Raw genomic sequence first — 22,713 nt, 5'->3', positions numbered from 1 at the left:
AAAACCACCACCTAAAAGAATTTTTATGTCCTTAAAGATAATGGTTCCTCAAATTAGGACTCAGACCACTACTTTTTAATAGTGAAAAAAACGCTGAAGTCCCTTGTCCATATAGAAAATATCATCTGTGTAGGGTTCGAACCTACCTCTACCCTGTCAGATGTAAAGTGGGCGATGTGAGGTAATTGTTTCTTGGCGACAAAGCAATTATACTTTTATAACATTATCTTTTCCAAACCAATTCTTAGCTTGTTGAACGATTTCCTCATTTGGATTATGAAAAAATAAGACAAGATTATCTTTAGCTCTTGTACAACATACATAAAATATTTTTTTTGTCCTGTTGTACACCGATAGTTTGTCTTGTCTATTAGTAAATAGATACTCAAAGTTGAAATTATTCCATTTTCCATTATCTAATACTACAAAAACATTCTCAAATTCAGCACCTTTAATTTTATGTTGTGTAGAAAATGGAGTAAAGCCTTCTAAGTAATAAAATAAGTTTTGGAACTCTTCATACTTTACATTTTTAACTCTACTAAATACATAATCATTTTTTTTAACAAAAGAATGATATTTGTCATCTTTTCTACAAATTAATTTAGATTCAGTATACTCAATAACATCTTCAATAGTTTTTTTTGAAATCTTATGAAAATCAGCAAATATTTTGCTGATTTCAACTTTATCCTTCACTGAATTTATAGAAAATTCTGTATTTCGTATAAATTCATTATAATGTTTTTCTTGGTACAAATGAACAACTTTCTGAATTTTAAAGAGATGTTTTATCAAATCATCTCTTTTTGAACCTGCTTTAGTATTATCATTCTCATCATCTTTTTTATCATCAATAAGTGAATCTTTGTCTAAGTAAATATTTTTAACTTCAGCATATGGTCTGTCCTTCAATAATTTATATAGTGAGTTTGTTGAAGGATTTTGAGTTATAACATCTTTTAATAATTTTTTTTCTCTATTCATTAGTTTAAGGGAATCCACAACCTCATCAAATGAGCTACTTTCATCAATATCAATGTTCTGTTTTTTGATTGTATTTCTAATTTTATTTTTAAGAGAAATTATAGGGTCTTTATCATAAATATCCATCAAACTAGGAAACCCTGCTTTATCAGCAATTAGATTGTGTGTTAAATATAATTCTTTTGTTTGCGTAGAATCGTTAAAATCCCAATCTTTGAAATATTTCAGTTCTTTTATCTGTTCTAAATTCGCATGATCAGAGTATAGAAATTTAATTGAACCTTCCTTTATTTTTCCATTTAGCATATTTGGAGCAGATAAATCCGATGATGGTTCTTGTATTAAGTCATCTAGCCTGAGTTGATTCGCTAAATCTATTACTTGCTTAGGATTTCTTCTATTTTGTTTCTTTTGAATTTCAGTTATTAGACCAGAGTCAATATAGTTTGTTAAATCTCCGACTCCATTGTCATAAATCGATTGCATTGAATCACCAAAAAAACCAATGATATTATTTTTTTTGCTTTTTTGTATATGTTCTAAAAATATTTCAATAACCACTGGACTTGTATCTTGATACTCATCAACAAAAATGAATTGATACTTATCTTTTAAAATGTCACAAAGTAATTCATGCTGTTTAAACATTATATTTGACAGAGCAAGCATCTCGTCATGTGAAATAATTCCTTCCCTTATACGATTGTACTCTTTGTATTGAATCCCATTCTTTAAGTGATCAAAATAATTTTTATCAACTTTACCATCAGGACTTATTATTTTAGAGTCTTCATCATTAATAAGTGCTATAAGTGCTTTTTTTAAATCATTTTGATAATTCTTGATGTTATCCCATAAAAAATCATGGATAGTAGATACCCAAAGATTCGGATGATTTACTCGATCTTCAATTTCTTTCACTGCTGCATTTGTATATGTTATACATGATACTTTAGAAGATGGATTCTCCGTAAGTGCCTTTTTTATAACTTGAACTAAAGTATAGAACCTGCACCTCCACTTAATAGGAAATTTTTTTTATTAGTCACACATTGGAATACTTTTTCTAATTCTACTTGTCCTTCAACCATAGCAAACCTTCCTTTATGTAATATGGAATTTCCCAGTTAGAGAACTCAATATTATTATTTTCTTGACTGTTAATTAGTATCTCCATTGCAAAATTAGGTTTTTTTTCTATACATCTTTCAGCTAGAATATAGGGATTAGTTCCTGCTTTAAAATCTTTCTTATTTTTTAAACTTGTAAAGGAACTTATATTATCAAGAATAAACTGTTGATTTAGGTGAAAAAAAGAATCTTCGAAGCTCCTAGCACAGTATTCAACTCCATCTGAATTTTTCTCTGTGACTTGATAAATGACTAAAACATGTCCGTTTTTGTTTGAAATCCATTCTTTTTGTGAAATATCTTTACAAAGTTTTTTGTCATCTAAAGATAGATTTAAATAAAAGTCACGTTCATTAATGCTATCTATACTAGTTTTGTCTAATTCAGCAGTAATGGCTATCTCCTTTTGTAATTCTTTATATTTCTTATAGGTAGAACTAAAGAAATACTTTAGAGAATTATTTGTTATAGTGTGTGCTTCATTGACTGGACATTTTTCTAATTCCGTCTTATTATCCTCAACATTGACTTTTTTTGCTGAATCAAAATCTGTAATTATTAAAGATTTCATTCCTATAAAATCAATAAATTTTTCAAACACGTGTGAATGAGCCCCAACCTCTACAATTGATATATTCTGAGATAGCAAAGGGTTGTCTGGAAATTGTTGATCTATTTTTTTCATCATTGCTGGTAGCAGGATTCTTTCAGTGTCCCCTTCAATAAATATTGCTTTATCTACAAAAAACAACTCAGTACGGTGAAGTGTAAGATATTGTTTTAGAAATTTAAATGATTGTATACTTCCATCTTTTATATATTCTTTCTCAAGGTCTTTTAAATTTTTGGAGTTGACTTGATTTATATTTGATTTATAGAAATACTTTATATCGTCAAACTTACTTTCCGATGTTATTTGGCAAGAATGGGTAGTAATAATTGTCTGCAAATTAAATTTATTTTTTCCTTTTCCAGTGCTCGCTTCTTTTAATATTTCTTTAATATTCTTTATAAATACATACTGCATTTGTGGATGAGTATGTGCTTCAGGTTCTTCAATAAAAAGCAAATTTATGTCGGCGGGTGCTTGATTTTCTTTAGATTCCATTCTGAACTCACTTAATAATAATTCAATCTCAAATATCATAGTAATTAAATTTAAGTAGCCAAGCCCATTATAATTTTCAGGCAAGGAGTAGCCTGAACTATGATTATACATAACAGTTGTATTACCTTTTAAAAGTTCCTTATGTTGTAGTGTTGAAGAAATTTTTATTACAGATTCATCTTTTTGTACACCACCGAATTTCTTAACTTTCTTAATAACATCAGCAAATAGTACATCATAAATTTTAGTTAGATGGGAGTCTGTGTCACTCAGTGTATTTTTAAATTTTTGAATACTAGCTGAGTTACTAAGCCCATCCTCTTTTTTTTCGTAATATTTTGAGGATAAAACTGATAGAGCATTATCTGAATCGTTGTTGCTTATATTTCTTTTAGCACTAATAAATTTAAAATTAATTATTTTATCAAGAAGTGCATTATCCTTAGTTAGATCAATATAGTTATCTTCGTTTTCATTGCAAGTAATGTAATCGTAACAAATAGCTTTCTTATAAATTTTAAAATATTTTTTGTGATTGGTTTTCAAAAAATCATTAACATTCTTATTCTTCTTCTCTTTTTTCTCCTTCTTAAAATCTGATCTAATTTTTAGAAGTTCTTCTTCTGTAGTAGTGTATTCGAATTTAATAACAACTGTATTATTTTTTGGGTCTAAATCCATCATTAGTTTACTTAGGTTTGATAAATTATCCAATCTGCTATATTCAATAAAAACGGTTACTGCTATGCCAAGATCAGATTCATTAATGACTTCGGTAGATTCAATTAACTTTTCAAATTTTTCTTGAAATTCTATATTGAAGTCGTTATAAGAAAATGAATTCCCATTAGATCGTTTACCAATAAATTGGTCAAGAATGGAGAGTAATGATGTTTTACCACAATTATTTTTTCCGATAACTACAGATAAATCATCTTCTAGGTCTAATTCAAAATCTTTCAATAACCTATAGTTTTTCACCTTTACTTTACTAATCTTCAATACTAAAACCTCCTGTTTTTAGAAATTATGTATATATTAAATACTTCGTTTCTTTCAAGATATTTCCTCTTTTAAAGTACAATAGTCCTAAAATATTCAATTATTAGATTAATCCTGTAAATTCATTAATTAAAAATATACATTATTACAAAGTACTCAAATTAAGGAGGATTCCCATGCACCTAACCCAAGATAACACCTACAATACCTATTCTCACAATCCCTACGAGAATCTAGCAACAGCTACGTCATCCAAGAACATTCCATCGCTTCCCCACTACAGCCGAACTTGTAGACGTTTCAGAACAACAGTTAATCTCAATCAAGGGTATTGGCAAAGGAAAGGCTAGACAGATTTTAGCATTACTGAAACCTACCAAAATCCTAGCTAGTCCCAACGAAAAACCAGTCATTATTCGTTCCCCCATGATGTATTCAATGCTGTTCAATCTGAACTGATTTTTGAACAAAAGGAATATTTCATTTGCTTGTTTCTTAATACTAAAAACCGTCTAATCTTTAAAGAAGTGATCTTTATTGGTTCTTTAAATGCTGTAATTGTTCATCCAAGAGAAGTATTTAATGCAGCTATCAGACATTGTAGTGCATCGTTAATATTCGCTCATAATCATCCTAGCCGTGATCCTGAACCTTCCAAAGAGGATATTGCCTTAACTCAAAGGCTTAATGCAGCAGGAGACATTGTTGGGATTGATGTACTTGATCATGTAGTGATTGGAGGTAATAAATTTTATAGTCTGAAAGAACATGGTGACTTTTAAAATATTTGTCCCTCTACAACAGTTTCAGGGGTTGAAAATAACCCAATCTGTTTTTTTATCCACGCTTTAACTACACTCTGTATCAATTCATGTTTATATCCATTCAAATCCGCACTATATCATATTGAGTCTCTCTACTAAAAAATTTATTGTTTCATTAGGGGGGAGAGGAATGAACAGTAGTATTGAAAACATTGGAGAGAACATCAGGATTTTACGTATCAAAAATAATTTAAGCCAAGAACAACTAGCTTTGAATGCAGGGGTGAATACGTCATATATCGGACAGATTGAACGTGGGGAAAAAAATCCAACGATTAAGACACTTGAGAAAATTTCATTTACACTAAATATTGAATTAATTGATCTCCTACATCCTTCTTATCCCCAAAAAGAAGGGATTCAATCATTGTGCAACTATACTGATTCAAATCTAACTCCTGAAAAAATTAAACAGTATTATTAGAGGTACTAATAGATACAAAAGTAGTTAGTAAACAAACAAGTGATTTAAACAAAAATTAGAAAGAGGTGATGATACAGTAAACGGATAAAAGGAAAGTAAATCAAATATTTACTCTAAGACTAGTTAAGACAAGTTACGAAATTATTGTATCAGGGTCATTTCCATAGTATTCCTACTGACTATAGTAATTATTTTGTCTACAGTTCAGATGATCAAAATGATGAAAAATCTATATATTTTGCCCAAAAAATGAAGTAAAAGCAAAGAACCCTTACACCGTAAGGGTTCTCTCAGTATGATCTGTGTAGGGTTCGAACCTACGACCTCTACCCTGTCAAGATAGCGCTCTCCCTGCTGAGCTAACAGATCCAATTATTACTATTAACTACTTTCATTCTATTTAAATAATATAAGTGGTTAGGCTCAAAATGTAAAGTGACAATCCAAATATATATTACTCCTTTTTAAATTAAGGACGCTTTGACATTAATAATCAGTTCAAATGCGCTTCTAATTGCGCTACTGACATTGGTTATTTCTATTGTCGTGGCGTTTACCCAAAAGAAATAGACCGCCCTGCTGAAAAGGTTAACAGTCTTATTTCGTAATAAATATCATCTTTTCTATAGCCTTATCGCCCTTAAAGCGACTACTACTACTTAAGAAGTCATGCGCCAACATGGCTTCTTTTGTGTTTAAAACAGCTTTTAAATTAGCTAACGACTTTAATCCAAAAAAGCTATGTATTTGAACTAAGGAGTGTGTAAGGAAAATGGAAGCTGTGCTGGATAAACATTATCGGATCATTAAATTGTTCATTTACTCATTTGAATTCACCTTCTTCTGGCTCATACCCCCCTGTTACCTCAATTATATTTCCGTCTGGATCTGTTAACTGAAAGTAGTAATATGGACTTGCATTACAAATATATTTGATGCTTGTCAGCTTATCAGAAATGTTTAGTTCCTTAATACGTCTATATTCTTCTTTTAAATTCTCATCCCAAAAATTCAGCACTGCTTTACGAGAATTAGGCAAATTAGCGATTTGTTCTAAATCATCAAAATATTCATTAAATTCACCTCTCCGTTCTACTTTATCTGGATGATGACTATCAAATAGTCCATTCATAAGCGATATACAGTTGCCCTCAAAATTAAACATAGCAAATCTGTTCATGTTCATTTTAGACACAGGCATTTCAAGCAATTTTTCATAAAATCCCAAAGATTTTTCAAAGTCTTTTACTATGAGATAAATACTTCCTAAATGCATATCGTCATCTCCTAACAATAGTGTAAATCAACATCGAATCATTAACTTGTTTCTGCCCCCTTCCATTGAGTAAGAAACAGCACATCCTGGTCAACAAACTTTAGCAGTTTAAAAATAAAGGATAAAATCTCATCCCATAAAGCACACTAATCTTTATACTTTGCTAACCATTGGAGGGTGTGCTACTTATGTTTACAGGAAACTTATTTTGCCGTAGGCTGACGGTGATCACATGTATCATTTTCCCTATGCTTACTTGCCAGGCAAGCGCTCAACCTAATTCACATATACGCAATCGTCATTATTATGAGGAGCGTGGTGACATTGTGTGGGATGTTCCTACAGAGGAAAAGGCACTTGCTTTCACTTTTGATGACGGACCAGATGAAAAACAAACGTTAAAAATTTTAGAGGTGTTAGAAAAAAATGATGCAAAAGCAACGTTTTTTGTCGTTGGTAGTCGGGTTAAAAAATATCCTGATATTTTAAAAAAGGAATTAGCTGAAGGCCATGAGGTTGGCAATCATACCTACCACCATCCCTCTTTTCAAAATATAGCCCCAAACAAAGTGTTAAATGAAATCAGTGAGACACAAGAAGCAATTTTTGCGGCTACAGGACATCGAGCAACATTTTTTCGTCCTCCAGGGGGACAATTTAATGAACGTATTGTAGATATTGCTAAACAAAATAAATTACAGCTTATATTGTGGTCTTGGCATCAAGATACGAAGGATTGGGCTTCACCAGGCGTGCAAAAAATTGTAAATCGAGTGTTAAAAAATGTACGCAACGGCGATATAATTTTAATGCATGATTGTGTATATCACGAGCCTCAAACCGCTGAAGCATTATCTATTTTGTTACCTGAACTAAAAAAAAGAGGATATTCCTTCGTAACCGTCTCTCAGCTTTTGGCACATCGAGTTGCACCTAAAACTCATATTAAGGTTTCACAATAAGAAACTGACTCATTTAAACAAGCTACATCATTATCATGAAGTAGCTTGTTTTTGTTTTAATTTATATACATACTATACTTACTATACTTTAATATTGACTAAGTACATAAAATTCAATACAATTCAGAAGAAAATATATAATTTAGGTGGTGCATATGGAACAACTTCAATATAGAGTACTGTTGTACTATAAATACGTAACAATTAATGATCCGGAGCAATTCACACAAGAGCATTTACGCTATTGTAAAAACCTTGGACTTAAAGGAAGAATCCTGATCGCAAGTGAAGGGATAAACGGAACTGTTTCGGGAACTATAGCGCAAACTGAGCAATATATGGCGGATTTACGAGCTAACCCTCTATTTTCAGATATCGTTTTTAAAGTAGATGAGGTTGAGACTCATACATTTAAAAAAATGTTTGTTCGTCACAAGGAGGAGCTTGTTACTTTTAGATACGAACATGAGCTTGACCCCAATCAAATTACGGGTAAGCACTTATCACCTAAGGAGTTTTATGAGCAGCTACAGCAAGATGATGTTATTATTTTAGATGGACGAACCGACTATGAATATGACATTGGTCATTTTCGTGGTGCAATCAGACCTGATGTTGAATCATTCCGAGAATTCCCTGAATGGATTCGCAACAATATGACACAGTTTAAGGATAAAAAGGTTCTTACCTATTGTACTGGCGGTATTCGTTGTGAGAAATTAACCGGCTTTTTAATCCATGAAGGTTTTACAGATGTTAACCAACTTGATGGTGGTATTGTTACTTATGGTAAGGATTCGGAAGTACAAGGTCGATTGTTTGATGGGAAATGTTACGTTTTTGATGAGCGGATTTCTGTACCCATTAATAGAACTGACGAAGATATCGTTGTAGGCACTTGCTTCCATTGTCATGAGTCTAACGATCAATATATTAATTGCCCTGAGTGTAACTTACAATATATTAGCTGTGAGTCTTGCTATGAGGAGCACCAAGGCTTTTGCTCTGATGAATGTAGACATAAATTTCAGACTCGTGCATCCTAATGCTTGCTTGCATAATGAACATCCTTAACCTTAATGACTAGGAGGTGTATCACCATGAAAATGAATCAAGAGCTTTCCACTAGGGAACAAATACTTCATATGATGAAAACAAGCGGTCCTCTTAGTACAAAGGAAATTACGGATGAGTTAGGTATTACGGAAATGGCTGTACGTAGACATCTTGGCACAATGGAAAGAGATGGACTTATTGAATCTAAATTAGTGCGCCCGACTATGGGAAGGCCTACTGCTGTTTATGGACTAACTGAGCAAGGAGACAACCTCTTTCCAAAAAAATATCATACACTTACATTAGATTTGTTAGATGTTTTAGCTGAAGAAACAGATTATAAACTTGTAGATCGCTTATTTGATCGTCGAAAAGAAAAACTAGAACAACAATACAAATCTTCAATGGTAGGCAAGTCCTTTGAGGATAAAGTTAAAACGTTAGCAAAAATTCAAAATGACAATGGTTATATGACCAAGTTAGAGCAACAGGATGAAAACGAATATATCCTAATTGAGCATAACTGCCCAATCTCGCAAATTGCTAACCAATATCAGCATGCCTGTGAATGTGAGCTAAAACTATTTGAATCCTTGTTAGATGCTAATGTTGAGCGCAGTGAATGCCTAGCTCAAGAAGGAAATTGTTGTCGTTATACGATTACAAAAGAGAAATCTTCAAAAAAAGAAGCCTAAATTTTAGTTATGATTTTCTTTTATTATCCCATAAATTAAAAATGAACTGCACCCCATTTGTTAGCCAAGTTCTGACTAGTAGTGGTGCAGTTCAATTATTCTATACTATGGCTATCCTATTCAACATCATATTCCAGCAATTCATCTTGAATTTTTTGCTTAATGTCTTTAAGACATGTTTCTTCCGACTTTGCTACGACCCGTTTTCCATTAACTAAAGCGTATGGGCGAAGCTTACATAACCCACACAAGTTAAGACAATCTGTACGCATCACTGCGACTTCAGGAAATTCCTCTTCCAACTGCTCAAGCGCAAGTTTGCTTAATACATTGGTTTCACACACTTCAACAACCACAATGCCTAGTCCCATACCTTCTTCACCACCATTATTTATTATTTTGCTTCATAATCGTTATAATCTTCATAATAGGCTTATCATGCATATGATGCTTCTTAAATTATAACTAATTTGTTTGCTTATCAAAGTAATGGGTAATAAATAAACATGACTGTAATTATGTCTAACACAATTCTTTTTGTCAATGCTATAAAATCGCGTTAATGAGAACCTAATGTAATTTAAATTAAGCATAATTATTTAGTTAACATACTTACCATACATTTATGTTGACTAAGTGCATTGAAATAATTATAATAAAGATATCAAATCTAATATTTACATATTATCAGAGAGGATGAATTATATAATGGCACATCAATTACCAGCTTTACCTTACGCTAATAACGCTTTGGAACCACACATTGACGCTTTAACTATGGAGATTCACCACGATCGTCACCACAACACTTACGTTACGAATTTGAATGCGGCATTAGAATCCGCACCTGAATTGCAAAGCAAATCTGTTGAGGAACTTATTGCAGATTTAGATAGCGTTCCTGAAGCAATTCGTACAGCAGTTCGCAACAATGGTGGTGGCCATGCTAACCACTCCTTGTTCTGGGAAATCATCGGTCCTAACGGTGGCGGACAGCCTTCTGGTAAATTAGCAGATGCAATCGCTAACGAGCTTGGTGGCTTCGATAAATTTAAAGAAGATTTCGCTAAAGCAGCAACAACTCGCTTTGGTAGCGGTTGGGCATTCCTAGCTGTTGATGCTAACGGTAAACTATCCGTATACAGCTTGCCAAATCAAGATTCACCAATTATGGAAGGTAAAACTCCTATTTTAGGTCTAGATGTTTGGGAGCATGCTTACTACTTAAATTATCAAAACAAACGTCCTGACTACATCGCAGCATTCTTTAACGTAATTAACTGGTCTGAAGTTGAAAAACGTTATGAAGCAGCTGTAAAATAAACTTTTAAATAATAATAAAAACGATTGCCAACTTGCTTGGTAATCGTTTTTTTATGTTGTTTTTCTATTTAATCTCCTTATATTCTCTTCACAGACTGACGCTCCACTAATACTGGTGGAATAGAATAACGTAATGCTGCCCTATAGTTTATAAAAGTGCTTGAAGATGACGTGATTAACAGCTTTGCTGCGGCTTCACACATTTTCTCCTTCTGCACTGACATCGTAGTTATAGGTAAATGCCTTGAGTCAGGTGGTGTTATATTATCAAAACCAATTATGGAAGGCCATGTTTGCTGAGGAACCCCCATTTCAAGTAAAACATCTTGTAAAATATATGCTGTTCGATCATTGCCACAAAAAAAGGCCGTTGGAAGCTGATTTAGCTTAAATAGCTTAGCTATAAAGAGCTCTATTTCTGCTTTTGTTTTACTAAAGCTTTCTGATTGAGTAAGTTGAAGGTGGGGCTGAATGGTCAGCTGGTGTTTCTCTAACGCGGTTAAATAACCAAACCATCGTTCCTCATGACTTGTTGTTAAATTTACAGGTCCAATAAATGCTATCTCCTTATGTCCTTTCCCAATTAAATAGTTTACCGCCTCACATGCCCCTTCAATATTACTTGACGTAACGACAGGGCAAGGCAAATCGCGGTAATAGGAGTCTAACATCACAACGGGTACATCAAGTTCATATATAAATTTCGCGTAAGCATAATCTATAATCCCAAACATAATAATACCCCGATAAGCAATGTCATCTAATAATCTAGGCAGCTTTAGCGTCCTCTCCGTTTCTTTATCGATCCTAACGACAACTGCATTCATGCCCTCTTCCCGAATTTTCTGTTCTAAGCCCCACAACATATCATGAAAAAATTGAAAATGGTCTTGATCTTCATAGCTCATTACACGCTCAGGAATCAATACCATAATATTATTATTTAATTCCGTTAAATTTGTATTACTATATCCTAATTCCTTTGCACACTGTAAAACAAGCTCACGTGTTGCATTGCTAACGCCCTTTTTATTCATCAAAGCAAGCGATACTGCATTTTTAGAAATATTCAGCTTATTTGCAATATCCTGCATCGTAATCTTTTTCTTTTTACTCAAGCTTTTCAACCTCCACAAAACGTGATAAACTTAACCCAACATTACTTTACTAACTATATCTTTGTCAAGTTTGTCAAGTTAAACACGAAGATTGGAGGCTACTTTTGATGAGCTATGCAATTGGAATTGATATTGGTGGGACAAAAATTGCGATTGGACTTGTTAATTCACAAGGCTTAATTGCAGCACAAACTACGTTGCCTACCGATTTGTCAATTTCTCCCGATGAGATGATAACACGTGTTGCCAACGCAACAACACAATTGCTACACGAGCATGCTATTCCTAGCTCTTTAATTGCTGGTATCGGTGTAGGTGCACCGGGGCCAATAAATACGCAAAAAGGAATTATTGTAGAACCGCCAAATTTGCGAAGCTGGTGGAACTTTTCTATCATTCAATCATTACAACGTTATTTTAATTTCCCTATTTTTTTTGAAAACGATGCGACAGCTGCGGCATTAGCTGAAAAATGGGTCGGAGCAGCTCAAAATTTGGATCACTTTATTTTTATGACGATCAGTACGGGCATCGGTGCTGGCATTTTTGCACATGGAAAATTGTTAACTGGAGCTACAGGAAATGCTGGTGACATTGGACATATCGTTATAGATCCAGCTGCTGGACATTGTAACTGTGGTCAAGATGGATGCTTCGAATATATTGCATCTGGTACTGCGATTGCAAGACAAGCAACACAAATCTTGGGCCGACAAGTAACTAGCAAGGAAACCTTTGAGCTTGCAGCAGATGGTCACATAGAGATGAAAAGACTTGTCGATCAGGTATTCAGCTACATTGCTATCGGATGTGTAACACTCATTAATACGTTTGATCCTGAACAGGTTATTATTGGTGGTGGGGTTTCTCAGGTTGGTACTGCTTTATTTGAAACAATCCAAAGCTATGTAGGAAAAAATGCGTTAAATCCTACTGGAAGGAGCACCCCAATCATACCTGCACAGCTCCAGCAAAATGCTGGATTAATTGGTGCAGCCGCTTTAGTGCATGTATCCTATAATTAATAAATTGATTTAAAGGAGATTAATTTATGATGCAACCTATTTTTTTATCCCCTATTTTTCAAGAACGAATTTGGGGTGGTCAAAAATTAAAAACGTTATTTACTTATGATCTTCCTTATGAGCGCACAGGGGAATGTTGGGCAATCTCTGCACATCCGAATGGACAAAGTGTTGTACGGGAGGGAACATTCTCAGGCTTAACTCTAGGTGAACTGTGGGATTCACATCCAGAGTTATTTCAATCTAGCTCCCCTCGCTTTCCGCTATTAACTAAAATTTTAGATGCATCTGATAATTTGTCTGTTCAGGTACATCCTAATGATGAATACGCTAATCTTCATGAAAATGGGGAATTAGGGAAAACAGAATGCTGGTATATCCTTGATGCAGAGCCAGGAGCTGAAATTATTTACGGCCATGCGGCACAGACTAAGGAACAACTAATTTCATATATTAAAGAGGGTAAATGGGATGATTTACTGACTAAGGTTCCTGTACAAGCTGGCGATTTCTTTTATGTACCAAGCGGGACGATTCATGCCCTTGGCAAAGGAATTGTTGTATTAGAAACTCAACAAAGCTCTGACACGACCTATCGTGTATATGATTATAATCGTATGGATAAGGACGGAAACACTAGGGAGCTGCATTTAGAAAAAGCGATTGATGTCACCACCATTCCACAAGTTTATGTCCCTACTGAACCTGAGCAACAAAATAAAGAGGGAATTATAATAACTAAGCTCGTTTCAAATGAGTTTTTCACTGTACAAAAGTGGGATATTACTAATAACGCGGCTTTACCTGCACATTCAAAATATACAATATGTAGCGTAATAGCTGGTCACGGTTCATTACAGATAGGTTCAGAAAGCTATGCTCTTACTAAAGGCGACCATTTCATCCTACCTGTAAATTTTGGCGAATACACACTTAAAGGGGACTTCTCTGTAATTATTTCCCGGGAATAGTTAGTTTTGATCTACAACAAAAACAGGAGGTCAAGGCAACTTAAACATTGCTTTATCTCCTGTTTCTATATGTGTACATATCACTCATTTCCTAAGATCGCTAATGCTGTTTTAAGCTAATTTATTATATACTAATCTTCCCATAAATCATCCATAAGCTTTTTTATAGATTGAGTACGCGCAGCTGTCTGTTTCCGATTGGTTACCCACTGGTGTCCATCCCAATCCACAACATCCCCTACTTTTACCGCATGATCAACTAAAGTACGCTGAACAGGCTTAATACGTCCATCGATTTCAATTAAACAATAATCCTCTTCAAATGAATCAATGATAGCTAACATATACGCTTACCTCTCCGTCTTAATTGAATAGTTTAATCCATCTGACCTAAACTCGATTGTCCCTTGGGTGTCATTACGATAAACATGGACTCCACTTTCTTGAAGTCGTTTCAATACTGTTGGAGTGGGATGACCATACTTATTTTCCCCTACCTGAATTACAGCATATTTTGGTTTTACCTCATTCAAAAATGAAGAGGTTGTTGAGCTTTTTGAACCATGATGACCTACTAACAACACATCACTAGCTAAATTCACTTGGGATGACAACATCGCTTGCTCACTTTCATTACCAGCATCCCCCGTTAACAAAAATGAGGTTTGACCATATTGGATACGTATAACAGCACTCATGTTGTTGTTATCTAGTCCATTTAATATGGGAGCAATCATATTAATATCGATCTTATCCTCTAACTCCAAGGATAACCCTGCTTTGGCTGTTGTAATCTTTAAGCCCTTATTTTTTATTACTCTTAATAAGTTCTCAAACGTTTTTGTATTATTCTGCACCTTTGGCATATAAATTTTGCCGACATCCGCATACTTTATTGCAGCAATTAGCCCACCAATATGGTCCGCATCAGGATGTGTAGCAATGACGATATCCAATCGTTTTACTCCATAGTGCTGTAAATACTGTACCATTTTCTCTTGTTGATCATTATTTCCACCATCAATTAGCATTGTTTTACCTGATGGAGTAATGATTAACTGGGACGCTCCTTGTCCAACATCTAAAAAGTTAACTTGTAGTTGTTGCCCCTTTAGTTGTTGTTCTTGTAGCTGTTGCTGTTGTATAGATCCCTGCTGTGTATCATTAACTAAGTCTGTTTCTTCTAAAAAATGATAACCAAAGGCGACAAATAACGCCATGACTATTCCATACCATATTTTATGAACTTTTCGCCTTGACCTAGCCCTAGTCCCTTTTAATTTAGTTCCTCTGCTTGTACTCGTGATGTCCAAACTCCTTTGCCCGTTAAATCATAACATTTGATAAACATATAAAGTAAAAACTGGCACTCAACAATTCAATGTTGATATGCCAGTGCGATAACGATCATTAAATGTATTTAGATTACATTATTTTACAACCACTGTAATTGAGATGTTCTTTCCATCAAATTTACCTTTAATTGTAGCTGTACCTTTCGCAATTGCCTCAATTCGTCCTGCGTTCATCTTAGCAACTGCTGGTTTACTGCTGGTCCAATTTATACTATTTGTTACGATTGCCGTTTTCCCTGTATCATACTCTGCGGTAACAATTATATTATGAGCAGAACCAGGTGCAGCATTAATCCGTTTCGTATCTGCATAAACCTTCTTCAGCTTAGGAACAACATTTACAGTTACTGTTGCATTATGACCTTGATAAGACCCACTTAACGTAACTATTCCTTCATTAACCCCTCTCACAGAGGAGGTATTCAGTGTAACTACATCAGAATTAGATAACTGCCAGTTCATTTTTGTAGATAAATTTACTGTTTTACCATCCTTGTAGTAACCAGTTACTTTAATGGATTTAGAGCTTTTTATATTTACATTAATATTTTTAGGCTCAACAACAATCTTAGTTATTTTTTGCTCAAATGTAACTGGTATTGAAATTTCCTTATTAGAATAAGTCCCCTTTAAAACTGCCGAACCTTTAGTTAAGCCTTTAATTTTTTTACCATCAGTAGCATCCTTTAATACCCCATTAGAGCCTGTAAGCTTCCATGTTAGCTGGTTTTGAAAATCAGGCTGTTCATTCCCATTTTCCAAAACAACAGTAATATTCGGTAAACTTTGTTCTTCTCCCACAACGACAACCAAACGCTCTGGATCAGATAATATCGTTAACACCTTTTCCTTAATCGTTACAGTCACATTTACCGTTTTGCTTCGAACTGGAGATGTACCTGATGTAATATTTGCTTCTGGTAGCTGAGCTGTTAATATAACTGTACCAGCAGACTTCGCTACCACTTTACCATCCTCTGAAATAGTAGCGATATCCTCACGGCTAGACGTCCACTTCACATATTTATCAAAATCCATACTTTCATTATCAAGTTTTTTTGCTGTAATGGCTGGGAGCTTTGTAGTATCCCCATTTAACATGTCCAGTTCCTTTTCCTTGGCAGTAATATCTACAACCGTTGGAAGTACCTTCACGTTAACACTCTTACTAACGCCATGATAACTTACTTTAATAACAGAATCTCCTACAGCCTTTGCTTCAATCAAACCTGCGTTGACTGTAACAGGTAGCTGATTAGAGGAGCTCCATGTCGCAGAGGTAGTTACATCCTGAGTTGCATTTACACCACTACGCACTTCAGCTTTTGCATTCCACTTTTCTCCAATAAACATAACAATATCTTCTGACGGTGTTAACATAATCGCTTCATAAGGACTACGAACATAGGCGTCAACTTCTGCAGCTACACCTAAGTAAGTAACCTTAATTGTGGTTTTACCTGTAGCTAAGATGGTAAGCTTTCCATTTTCAACTGTAGCAACGTTAACATCAGACGAAGACCAATTCCCTTTTTCGGTTACATCCTGAAGGGAACTATCCGTAGCCAAAGAGCTTTTAGCATTTAAGTTGATTGAGGCATCACCTACAATCAGTTCTAGCTCCTTTAGAGCATCAGATGAGCCTTCTTTAGTAATTCTTAATGCAGTATAGGGCGAGCTTACTGTCGCTTTATATGTAGCCGTTAGGCCAGAATATTTTGCAGTAATTGTAGCAGAACCTTCGCCAACTAATGTAATTTGCCCTTTAGAGATCGTAAGCACATTTCCATTTGAGGTTGTCCATTCCGCATCCTCTGTTACATCTATTGGTGTCGCAGAATCCACATTCGTTTTAGCAGTGGCTTTTACTTTTAACTGCTCTTCAGTATTACCTAACGTATATTTACCCTCTAAGGAATAAGATAAATCTAGCTTCTTATATGTTTCAACCGCTTTAACCTCAATTGTTGAAATCGCACTTCCATGTGTAGCCTTAACCATAGTTGTGCCAGCCTTCAGCGGCGTTAGAAATCCATTTTCTACTTTCACTATACTACCATCGTTAGAGCTCCAAGTTACATTACCAGTCACATCTCTTTTTACAGTAGAACCTTCTACAGTAGCCCATACCTTTAATTGTTTTGTGGTTTTTCCTACTGTCAATTCCAATGTTGTGGAAGAGCCTTCAATGTCTATAGATAAAACATCTCCAGTGGCTGCAAATACTCCTGACGGGAAAACTATGCTGAGCAGTAACGCAGAAATTAGCACCCATCTGCTCACCCATTTCCTGTTTACTAACATTTTATTCTCTCCTTTTGATCAGATTTCCAAATTTTCGTATACTCATACTATTCCTTTATCGTCTAATAGGATTAATTACGTAAGTCTTTTTGACATAATTGATACCTCAGAACTAGTTTTACTACCATTTAAAGCAATCTAAATGATCGTTACTTTAAACTCCAATCTATCGGTGTTTCATTAAGTCTAGTTAAATGCTGATTTATTGTGGAAAATGGCTTACTGCCAAAGAAACCTCTTCTTGCTGCTAATGGACTTGGATGTGCAGACGTTAAAACGACATGCATCTCCGTATTAATTTTTTCACCCTTCTTTTGAGCATGTGCTCCCCATAACACAAAAATAACAGGCTGTTGACGCTCATTTAATGCCCCTATAACTGCGTCTGTAAATACTTCCCACCCTTTACCTTGGTGAGATGCTGCTTCGCCTTCACGGACCGTTAAAACGTTATTTAAAAGTAATACTCCTTGCTGCGCCCATGGTGTCAAGTCACCTGTCGTCGGAATATCTACACCAAGGTCACTTGCCATTTCTTTATAAATGTTTCGTAGTGACGGTGGAATCTTGACCCCATCCTGTACAGAAAAGCTAAGTCCATGGGCTTGTCCAGCACCATGATATGGATCTTGCCCGATAATGACTACTTTCGTATTTTGAAAACTTGTCAATTTTAAAGCCTCAAAAATATTTTCTTTAGGGGGAAAAATAGTATCCTGCTCATATTGCAAATCAGCCCATTTCATTAAACTTTTAAAATGGTCCTGATTTATTTCATTTTCTAAAATTTGATCCCAATCGTTTCCAAACAACAGTCCATCTCTCCTTTTGAATATAGCAGTATGTATATTTTTCTAGTTTCTAATATATTTAGCATACGATAGCAGGTGGATGAGAGCAACCGCTTTTACATAATTAACAACAATAACGAAGAAAAAAACATAAAAAAAGAGCGTTCATAATCTGAACACCCTTTTCTTACTAAGCGTATGTAATACATGTAATGCCGAGAACCGGAATCGAACCGGTACGGTAGTCACCTACCGCAGGATTTTAAGTCCTGTGCGTCTGCCAGTTCCGCCACCCCGGCTTAAACAAAAAACAACTTAACTGAACGCCTGTAATATAGAATATAACATAAACATGTTATATAATGCAAGCATTTTTATTATTATATTTTATTTGTAACGTACACTAGGTACACATATTAATTACCATGTGTTGATCTTATTGACGTTATAAAAATAGCACCACCCTCAAAGGGTGATGCTACACCGTTTATCTACTCTTCATCTACTGTTCTAAACTTGCACCTTTAAAACCACTTTTTTTACAGCTACAGACTCTTCTGAGCTAATCGAAGCCTGGTGAGCATCCTGAGGGAAAAACACTGCAAATTGACCCGTATTTAGCTGTAAAGCATTAGATTTTATTGTTGGAACCTCATAGCTAACCTTATCCTTCTCTACTATGTAGTCGCCCTTCATCACAAGCTGATCAGTTGGAGCAACATTAATTTGCTCATTACCTTCAATCAAATATTGAATATCAATATATTTACGATGACTTTCCCAACCACAATTCTCTTCGGGTTTCGTATTGTAATGCTGAATCATTGCATAAATATTTTGGCCGTCGATCTCGTATTTACCTGGTTCAAGCTCTGCTACTCCTGGTTGCTTTAAGAAATCAAATGCTTGTGCGAAGCCTGGGTATGCTTGGCGATATTGTTCTTCTTGCTCTAATGCTGCTAAAATCAAGGTGTACGCCTTCTTTCTATTTATAGTAATTATTAATTTACCATAAACGATCATAAAATAACCACATCTTTAATCACACAATAAAAATACATACACTCAAATTAACAATAAATAAAAAACATCGTATTATTCTCCTTTACAAAGAGAAATACGATGTTTTTAAATAATGCCGAGAACCGGACTTGAACCGGTACGATAGTCACCTACCGCAGGATTTTAAGTCCTGTGCGTCTGCCAATTCCGCCATCCCGGCTTAAAAAGAGATTTAACGAGGACTACGTTAAATTCATACAGGGCTTATATCCTGTATTCATGACTATACCACAAATCAAAGCTATGATGCAAGCAATATTTTACTTTTTTCTCACAACACAATGTAAAAACAAAAACTCCCTTGCTACACAAGGGAGTTACTTGCTATGGGCCCTGAGGGACTTGAACCCCCGACCAATCGGTTATGAGCCGACCGCTCTAACCAACTGAGCTAAGGGCCCGCAAATCTAATTGCGGGGGCAGGATTTGAACCTACGACCTTCGGGTTATGAGCCCGACGAGCTACCGAACTGCTCCACCCCGCGATAATAAACAGCGACAAGTAATAATATACACGATAATGAAGCGATTCGTCAAGTATTATTTATTGGATAAAACGCACACCGTATTTCCCTTTTCGCGAACGATAAATTTCAACCTCTCTCATTTCATCGAAACCATAAATCCAACCATCCTGTTCCAACCGTTTAGCAAGACAACCGGCTTGAAATTTTGTTTTGTATAATTTATTAAAGTAAACCCATTGCATATAAATCCTCCTATAAGCTTATTTAAGCTATAGAATACCCAATTGCATATAAAACATTAAAAAAAGTTGTATTGCTGCTCTAGAGCGCGCCTGATAAGACGGTAATAGAATAAAAAATAGCCTTATTAGCTGTTATAGGACTAAGCCCACTTTTTAAACAGCTAATAAGACATTTATTTTCAATCAACACACGACGACTAGAGAACTAACGTGCAATTCCTTCTTCACTTGGCACATAAGGCGTACCATCCTCTTGGAACTGAACCTTAGGATTATTTTTAAGCTCGATCAACATTTTATTGCCATCCTCAGTCCATTTCTTTAATGCTTCCTCAACACTTAATTTATTCTCAACCACCTGTTGGAAATATTTATTACCATTATTAACCTGATTTAATCCTGGTTTCTCTACGTACAGCTTATCTAAAGCTGAATTAGTTGGTGGTAGCGGTTTTAATTTAAAGAAGGCTTCAATGTTATAATCTAAACCTTGTTTGGGCTTAATAAATGATTTACGCGATACCATCTCATAACTTGAACCACTGCGGGATCTAAGCTTAGCAAAATCTTCACCATTCACAAATTTAATAAATTCCCAAGCTGTTTCAGCATTAGGTGCGCTATTATTAATTGCAAAAATATTGCTCAAATAAACACTTGAACCAATATCTGGTTTTTCAGCATGTACAGGAACGGTAACTACATCCCAATCTACAGCTTTGAAATCTTTGATTTCTCCTACCGCATTTTTGTTTGCATTTTCAATTTGATTAATATAATTGCTATCGCCAATCATCATTCCCAATCTACCTTGTAAAAATAAATCGTTACTAATTGGAGTCCAGTTTCTATCATCATATACTATATCTTGATCAGTTGGGACGATTTTATCTTTAATTAGCTTAGCAATCGATTCCCATGACTTTTTCCATTGCGGTGAATTTACAGTCATCGTTTCCGCTTTATCGTCAAACGTTTTAAGCTGAAGGGTATTCATGTAAATATTTTGCATACTCCAGTACGCATCACCAGCATACGAGCTAAATGAGAAGCCAAAGGTTCTCTCCTTTCCTTCACCTTTTGCCAATCTAGTTGCGGTTGCAAAAACTTCATCCCAAGTCATATTGTCTTTAGGTACTTCTATGCCTGCATCTGCAAACACTTTTTTATTGTAATATAATGCTGATGAGCTAAATGAAGGGGTAAGACCATATAGCTTACCTTCCCCAACATCCTGTAATCCACCTAAAACAGCAGGGACGATATCAGACGTATCAAATTTATCCTCTTGCATTAATGGATCAAGCTGCTTGAGCATATTTTCTTGAACTAATTTTTTTAGAGTACCTGTGTCAGCAATCACGATATCAACAGGGTTATCTCCTGTCATTAGTTTCTTTATACTCTCAAACTCATCAGGCATTTCTCTTTGTTTACTTTCACTAAACTGATAAGAGGAGTAATCGATGGCTGGCACGATTTCAAAGGTTACATTTTTATTTGAGTACTCAAACAGATCAGTATATTGCTGACGGAAATAAGAATCATCAGAGGAGCCGTACAACATACCAATTCTTACTACCTTCTGCTCATTTTCATTTTTCGATGTTTTACTTGTACAGCCTGCTAGCAGTCCCAATGCCATCGTAGCTACAACGGTAGCGATTAGTAGCTTTTTAAATTTGTTTTTTTTCGTCATTCAACTTTTTCCCCCTTCACTAACTTCGGTGCTGTGATTACAATTTTATCTCCATCAAATTCCATTGAAGCTCTACCTTCAATTCCTATCGATTCTAAATATTCTTTGGGCACCTGCAATCTTCCTGCTCGGTCAACAACTACAAATGCTTCATGCACCTCTTGTAGGCTGCCACCTCCTTCAAAGCCTTGATCTGCATCATCTAAATTAGGATTACGCTTCACAAACTCTGTGCTTGTAAGCCCATCTCGAATTGCAACCACTCGATCCACCTTACTCGCTAGCTCCAAATCATGCGTTACAATAACAACGGTAATTCCTAGCTCTTTATTTACCTGACGGAAAATATTCATAATTCTATCTGAGGTCGCTGTATCCACCGAACCTGTCGGTTCATCGGCAAGCAACATTTGTGGCCGGTTAGACAAGGAAATTGCAATCGCTACCCGCTGCTGTTCACCACCAGATAGTTGATGAAGCTTACTGTGCATCCGATGCTCCAACCCAACCCATTCCAATAACTGCATTGCATATGCGCGATCTACTTTGCCTGTTAGCATCATAGGCATTTCGACATTTTCAAGGGCAGTGAGATATGGCAATAGGTTACGGGCATTGTTTTGCCATACGAAACCAACCGTTTTACGCTTGTATTCTACGAGCTGTTCATCCTTGATTTTTAATAAATCCCAGCCGCCAACATTGACTTGACCTGCTGAGGGACGATCCAACCCACCTAAAATGTTTAGAAGCGTAGATTTTCCACTCCCACTGTTCCCAATAATAGCCATAATTTCGCCTTGCTCTACATTTAAATTAAGACCTTGGAGCGCAACAACCTCAATGTCTTCTGTTTTAAAGATTTTTACTAAGCCCTCGCATTGAATCATA

Annotated in this window: 22 protein-coding genes and 5 tRNA genes; 9 read left to right on the top strand and 18 right to left on the bottom strand. The window is 35.3% G+C overall.

Annotated features, from left to right (window positions below):
* Nucleotides 1-207: 207 nt before the first annotated feature.
* Both J2Z32_RS05230 and J2Z32_RS05225 read right to left on the bottom strand, forming a co-directional pair.
* Nucleotides 208-1,929 carry a UvrD-helicase domain-containing protein gene (locus tag J2Z32_RS05230; protein WP_342453918.1) on the bottom strand — a complete coding sequence of 574 codons (1,722 nt, stop codon included), beginning with the start codon at nt 1,927-1,929 and terminating at the stop codon, nt 208-210.
* Between the two features lie 130 nt (nt 1,930-2,059).
* Nucleotides 2,060-4,228 carry an ATP-dependent nuclease gene (locus J2Z32_RS05225; protein ID WP_210088105.1) on the bottom strand — a complete coding sequence of 723 codons (2,169 nt, stop codon included), beginning with the start codon at nt 4,226-4,228 and terminating at the stop codon, nt 2,060-2,062.
* Nucleotides 4,229-4,683: 455 nt separating this feature from the next.
* Here J2Z32_RS05225 and radC point away from each other — a divergent pair, with 455 nt between their 5' ends.
* Nucleotides 4,684-5,010 (top strand): RadC family protein, encoded by a 327-nt coding sequence (gene radC / locus J2Z32_RS05220; RefSeq protein ID WP_210088194.1) that lies wholly within the window; start codon nt 4,684-4,686, stop codon nt 5,008-5,010.
* A 172-nt stretch (nt 5,011-5,182) separates the two neighbouring features.
* The gene (locus tag J2Z32_RS05215) at nt 5,183-5,476 is read left to right on the top strand and encodes a helix-turn-helix domain-containing protein (protein ID WP_210088104.1); all 294 of its coding nucleotides are present in this window, start codon (nt 5,183-5,185) and stop codon (nt 5,474-5,476) included.
* Nucleotides 5,477-5,772: 296 nt separating this feature from the next.
* Here the strand turns inward: J2Z32_RS05215 and J2Z32_RS05210 are convergent.
* Nucleotides 5,773-5,845: transfer RNA gene (locus J2Z32_RS05210), tRNA-Val, on the bottom strand.
* A gap of 111 nt (nt 5,846-5,956) precedes the next feature.
* Here J2Z32_RS05210 and J2Z32_RS22305 point away from each other — a divergent pair.
* Nucleotides 5,957-6,046 carry a hypothetical protein gene (locus J2Z32_RS22305; RefSeq protein ID WP_245251205.1) on the top strand — a complete coding sequence of 30 codons (90 nt, stop codon included), beginning with the start codon at nt 5,957-5,959 and terminating at the stop codon, nt 6,044-6,046.
* 253 nt (nt 6,047-6,299) lie between these two features.
* On the opposite strand, the gene J2Z32_RS05205 is transcribed toward J2Z32_RS22305, so the two are convergent.
* Entirely contained in the window at nt 6,300-6,752 is a 453-nt protein-coding gene (locus J2Z32_RS05205; RefSeq protein WP_210088103.1) for a VOC family protein, read from the bottom strand.
* Between the two features lie 188 nt (nt 6,753-6,940).
* On the opposite strand from J2Z32_RS05205, the gene J2Z32_RS05200 reads away from it, so the two are divergent.
* The 3 genes from J2Z32_RS05200 to J2Z32_RS05190 all read left to right on the top strand — a co-directional run bounded on the left by J2Z32_RS05200 (nt 6,941) and on the right by J2Z32_RS05190 (nt 9,465).
* Nucleotides 6,941-7,714 carry a polysaccharide deacetylase family protein gene (locus J2Z32_RS05200; RefSeq protein WP_210088102.1) on the top strand — a complete coding sequence of 258 codons (774 nt, stop codon included), beginning with the start codon at nt 6,941-6,943 and terminating at the stop codon, nt 7,712-7,714.
* A 155-nt stretch (nt 7,715-7,869) separates the two neighbouring features.
* Nucleotides 7,870-8,760 carry an oxygen-dependent tRNA uridine(34) hydroxylase TrhO gene (gene trhO / locus J2Z32_RS05195; protein WP_210088101.1) on the top strand — a complete coding sequence of 297 codons (891 nt, stop codon included), beginning with the start codon at nt 7,870-7,872 and terminating at the stop codon, nt 8,758-8,760.
* A gap of 54 nt (nt 8,761-8,814) precedes the next feature.
* Nucleotides 8,815-9,465: a helix-turn-helix transcriptional regulator gene (locus J2Z32_RS05190; RefSeq protein WP_210088100.1), complete on the top strand. Its 651-nt coding sequence runs from the start codon at nt 8,815-8,817 to the stop codon at nt 9,463-9,465.
* A gap of 116 nt (nt 9,466-9,581) precedes the next feature.
* Here the strand turns inward: J2Z32_RS05190 and J2Z32_RS05185 are convergent, their stop codons facing one another.
* On the bottom strand, nt 9,582-9,836 hold the full coding sequence (locus J2Z32_RS05185; protein WP_210088099.1) for a YuzB family protein: 255 nt from the start codon (nt 9,834-9,836) through the stop codon (nt 9,582-9,584).
* A 337-nt stretch (nt 9,837-10,173) separates the two neighbouring features.
* Between J2Z32_RS05185 and J2Z32_RS05180 the strand changes: the two genes are divergently transcribed.
* Nucleotides 10,174-10,788 carry a superoxide dismutase gene (locus tag J2Z32_RS05180; RefSeq protein ID WP_210088098.1) on the top strand — a complete coding sequence of 205 codons (615 nt, stop codon included), beginning with the start codon at nt 10,174-10,176 and terminating at the stop codon, nt 10,786-10,788.
* A gap of 77 nt (nt 10,789-10,865) precedes the next feature.
* Here the strand turns inward: J2Z32_RS05180 and J2Z32_RS05175 are convergent, their stop codons facing one another.
* Nucleotides 10,866-11,906, bottom strand: coding sequence for a LacI family DNA-binding transcriptional regulator (locus J2Z32_RS05175; RefSeq protein ID WP_210088097.1), 1,041 nt, complete (start codon nt 11,904-11,906; stop codon nt 10,866-10,868).
* 107 nt (nt 11,907-12,013) lie between these two features.
* Between J2Z32_RS05175 and J2Z32_RS05170 the strand changes: the two genes are divergently transcribed.
* Both J2Z32_RS05170 and manA read left to right on the top strand, forming a co-directional pair.
* On the top strand, nt 12,014-12,931 hold the full coding sequence (locus J2Z32_RS05170) for an ROK family protein (protein WP_210088096.1): 918 nt from the start codon (nt 12,014-12,016) through the stop codon (nt 12,929-12,931).
* Between the two features lie 26 nt (nt 12,932-12,957).
* The gene (manA, locus tag J2Z32_RS05165) at nt 12,958-13,902 is read left to right on the top strand and encodes a mannose-6-phosphate isomerase, class I (RefSeq protein ID WP_210088095.1); all 945 of its coding nucleotides are present in this window, start codon (nt 12,958-12,960) and stop codon (nt 13,900-13,902) included.
* 131 nt (nt 13,903-14,033) lie between these two features.
* Here the strand turns inward: manA and J2Z32_RS05160 are convergent, their stop codons facing one another.
* The 12 genes from J2Z32_RS05160 to J2Z32_RS05105 form a co-directional block, all read right to left on the bottom strand.
* On the bottom strand, nt 14,034-14,246 hold the full coding sequence (locus J2Z32_RS05160) for a DUF3006 domain-containing protein (RefSeq protein ID WP_210088094.1): 213 nt from the start codon (nt 14,244-14,246) through the stop codon (nt 14,034-14,036).
* 6 nt (nt 14,247-14,252) lie between these two features.
* Nucleotides 14,253-15,122, bottom strand: coding sequence for a ComEC/Rec2 family competence protein (locus J2Z32_RS05155; RefSeq protein WP_210088093.1), 870 nt, complete (start codon nt 15,120-15,122; stop codon nt 14,253-14,255).
* A gap of 210 nt (nt 15,123-15,332) precedes the next feature.
* On the bottom strand, nt 15,333-17,561 hold the full coding sequence (locus J2Z32_RS05150; RefSeq protein WP_210088092.1) for an Ig-like domain-containing protein: 2,229 nt from the start codon (nt 17,559-17,561) through the stop codon (nt 15,333-15,335).
* A 149-nt stretch (nt 17,562-17,710) separates the two neighbouring features.
* Nucleotides 17,711-18,373, bottom strand: coding sequence for a uracil-DNA glycosylase (locus tag J2Z32_RS05145; RefSeq protein ID WP_210088091.1), 663 nt, complete (start codon nt 18,371-18,373; stop codon nt 17,711-17,713).
* A gap of 192 nt (nt 18,374-18,565) precedes the next feature.
* Nucleotides 18,566-18,651: transfer RNA gene (locus J2Z32_RS05140), tRNA-Leu, on the bottom strand.
* Between the two features lie 211 nt (nt 18,652-18,862).
* Complete coding sequence (locus J2Z32_RS05135) at nt 18,863-19,321, bottom strand: NanQ anomerase/TabA/YiaL family protein (RefSeq protein WP_210088090.1); 459 nt, start codon at nt 19,319-19,321, stop codon at nt 18,863-18,865.
* Between the two features lie 167 nt (nt 19,322-19,488).
* Nucleotides 19,489-19,574, bottom strand: a tRNA-Leu gene (locus tag J2Z32_RS05130).
* A gap of 167 nt (nt 19,575-19,741) precedes the next feature.
* Nucleotides 19,742-19,815, bottom strand: a tRNA-Ile gene (locus J2Z32_RS05125).
* A 10-nt stretch (nt 19,816-19,825) separates the two neighbouring features.
* Nucleotides 19,826-19,899, bottom strand: a tRNA-Met gene (locus J2Z32_RS05120).
* Nucleotides 19,900-19,958: 59 nt separating this feature from the next.
* Nucleotides 19,959-20,123 carry a hypothetical protein gene (locus J2Z32_RS05115; RefSeq protein WP_210088089.1) on the bottom strand — a complete coding sequence of 55 codons (165 nt, stop codon included), beginning with the start codon at nt 20,121-20,123 and terminating at the stop codon, nt 19,959-19,961.
* A 205-nt stretch (nt 20,124-20,328) separates the two neighbouring features.
* Complete coding sequence (locus tag J2Z32_RS05110; RefSeq protein WP_210088088.1) at nt 20,329-21,822, bottom strand: ABC transporter substrate-binding protein; 1,494 nt, start codon at nt 21,820-21,822, stop codon at nt 20,329-20,331.
* Nucleotides 21,819-22,712 carry an ABC transporter ATP-binding protein gene (locus J2Z32_RS05105; protein ID WP_210088087.1) on the bottom strand — a complete coding sequence of 298 codons (894 nt, stop codon included), beginning with the start codon at nt 22,710-22,712 and terminating at the stop codon, nt 21,819-21,821. The genes J2Z32_RS05110 and J2Z32_RS05105 overlap by 4 nt, the downstream gene beginning before the upstream one ends.
* Nucleotide 22,713: the final 1 nt, after the last annotated feature.

It is taken from the genome of Paenibacillus turicensis, assembly GCF_017873435.1.
GTDB classification, from domain to species: Bacteria; Bacillota; Bacilli; order Paenibacillales; family Paenibacillaceae; genus Fontibacillus; species Fontibacillus turicensis.
The sequence above is the reverse complement of the archived record's forward strand: the minus strand, read 5'-3'. Positions and strand labels throughout refer to the sequence as shown.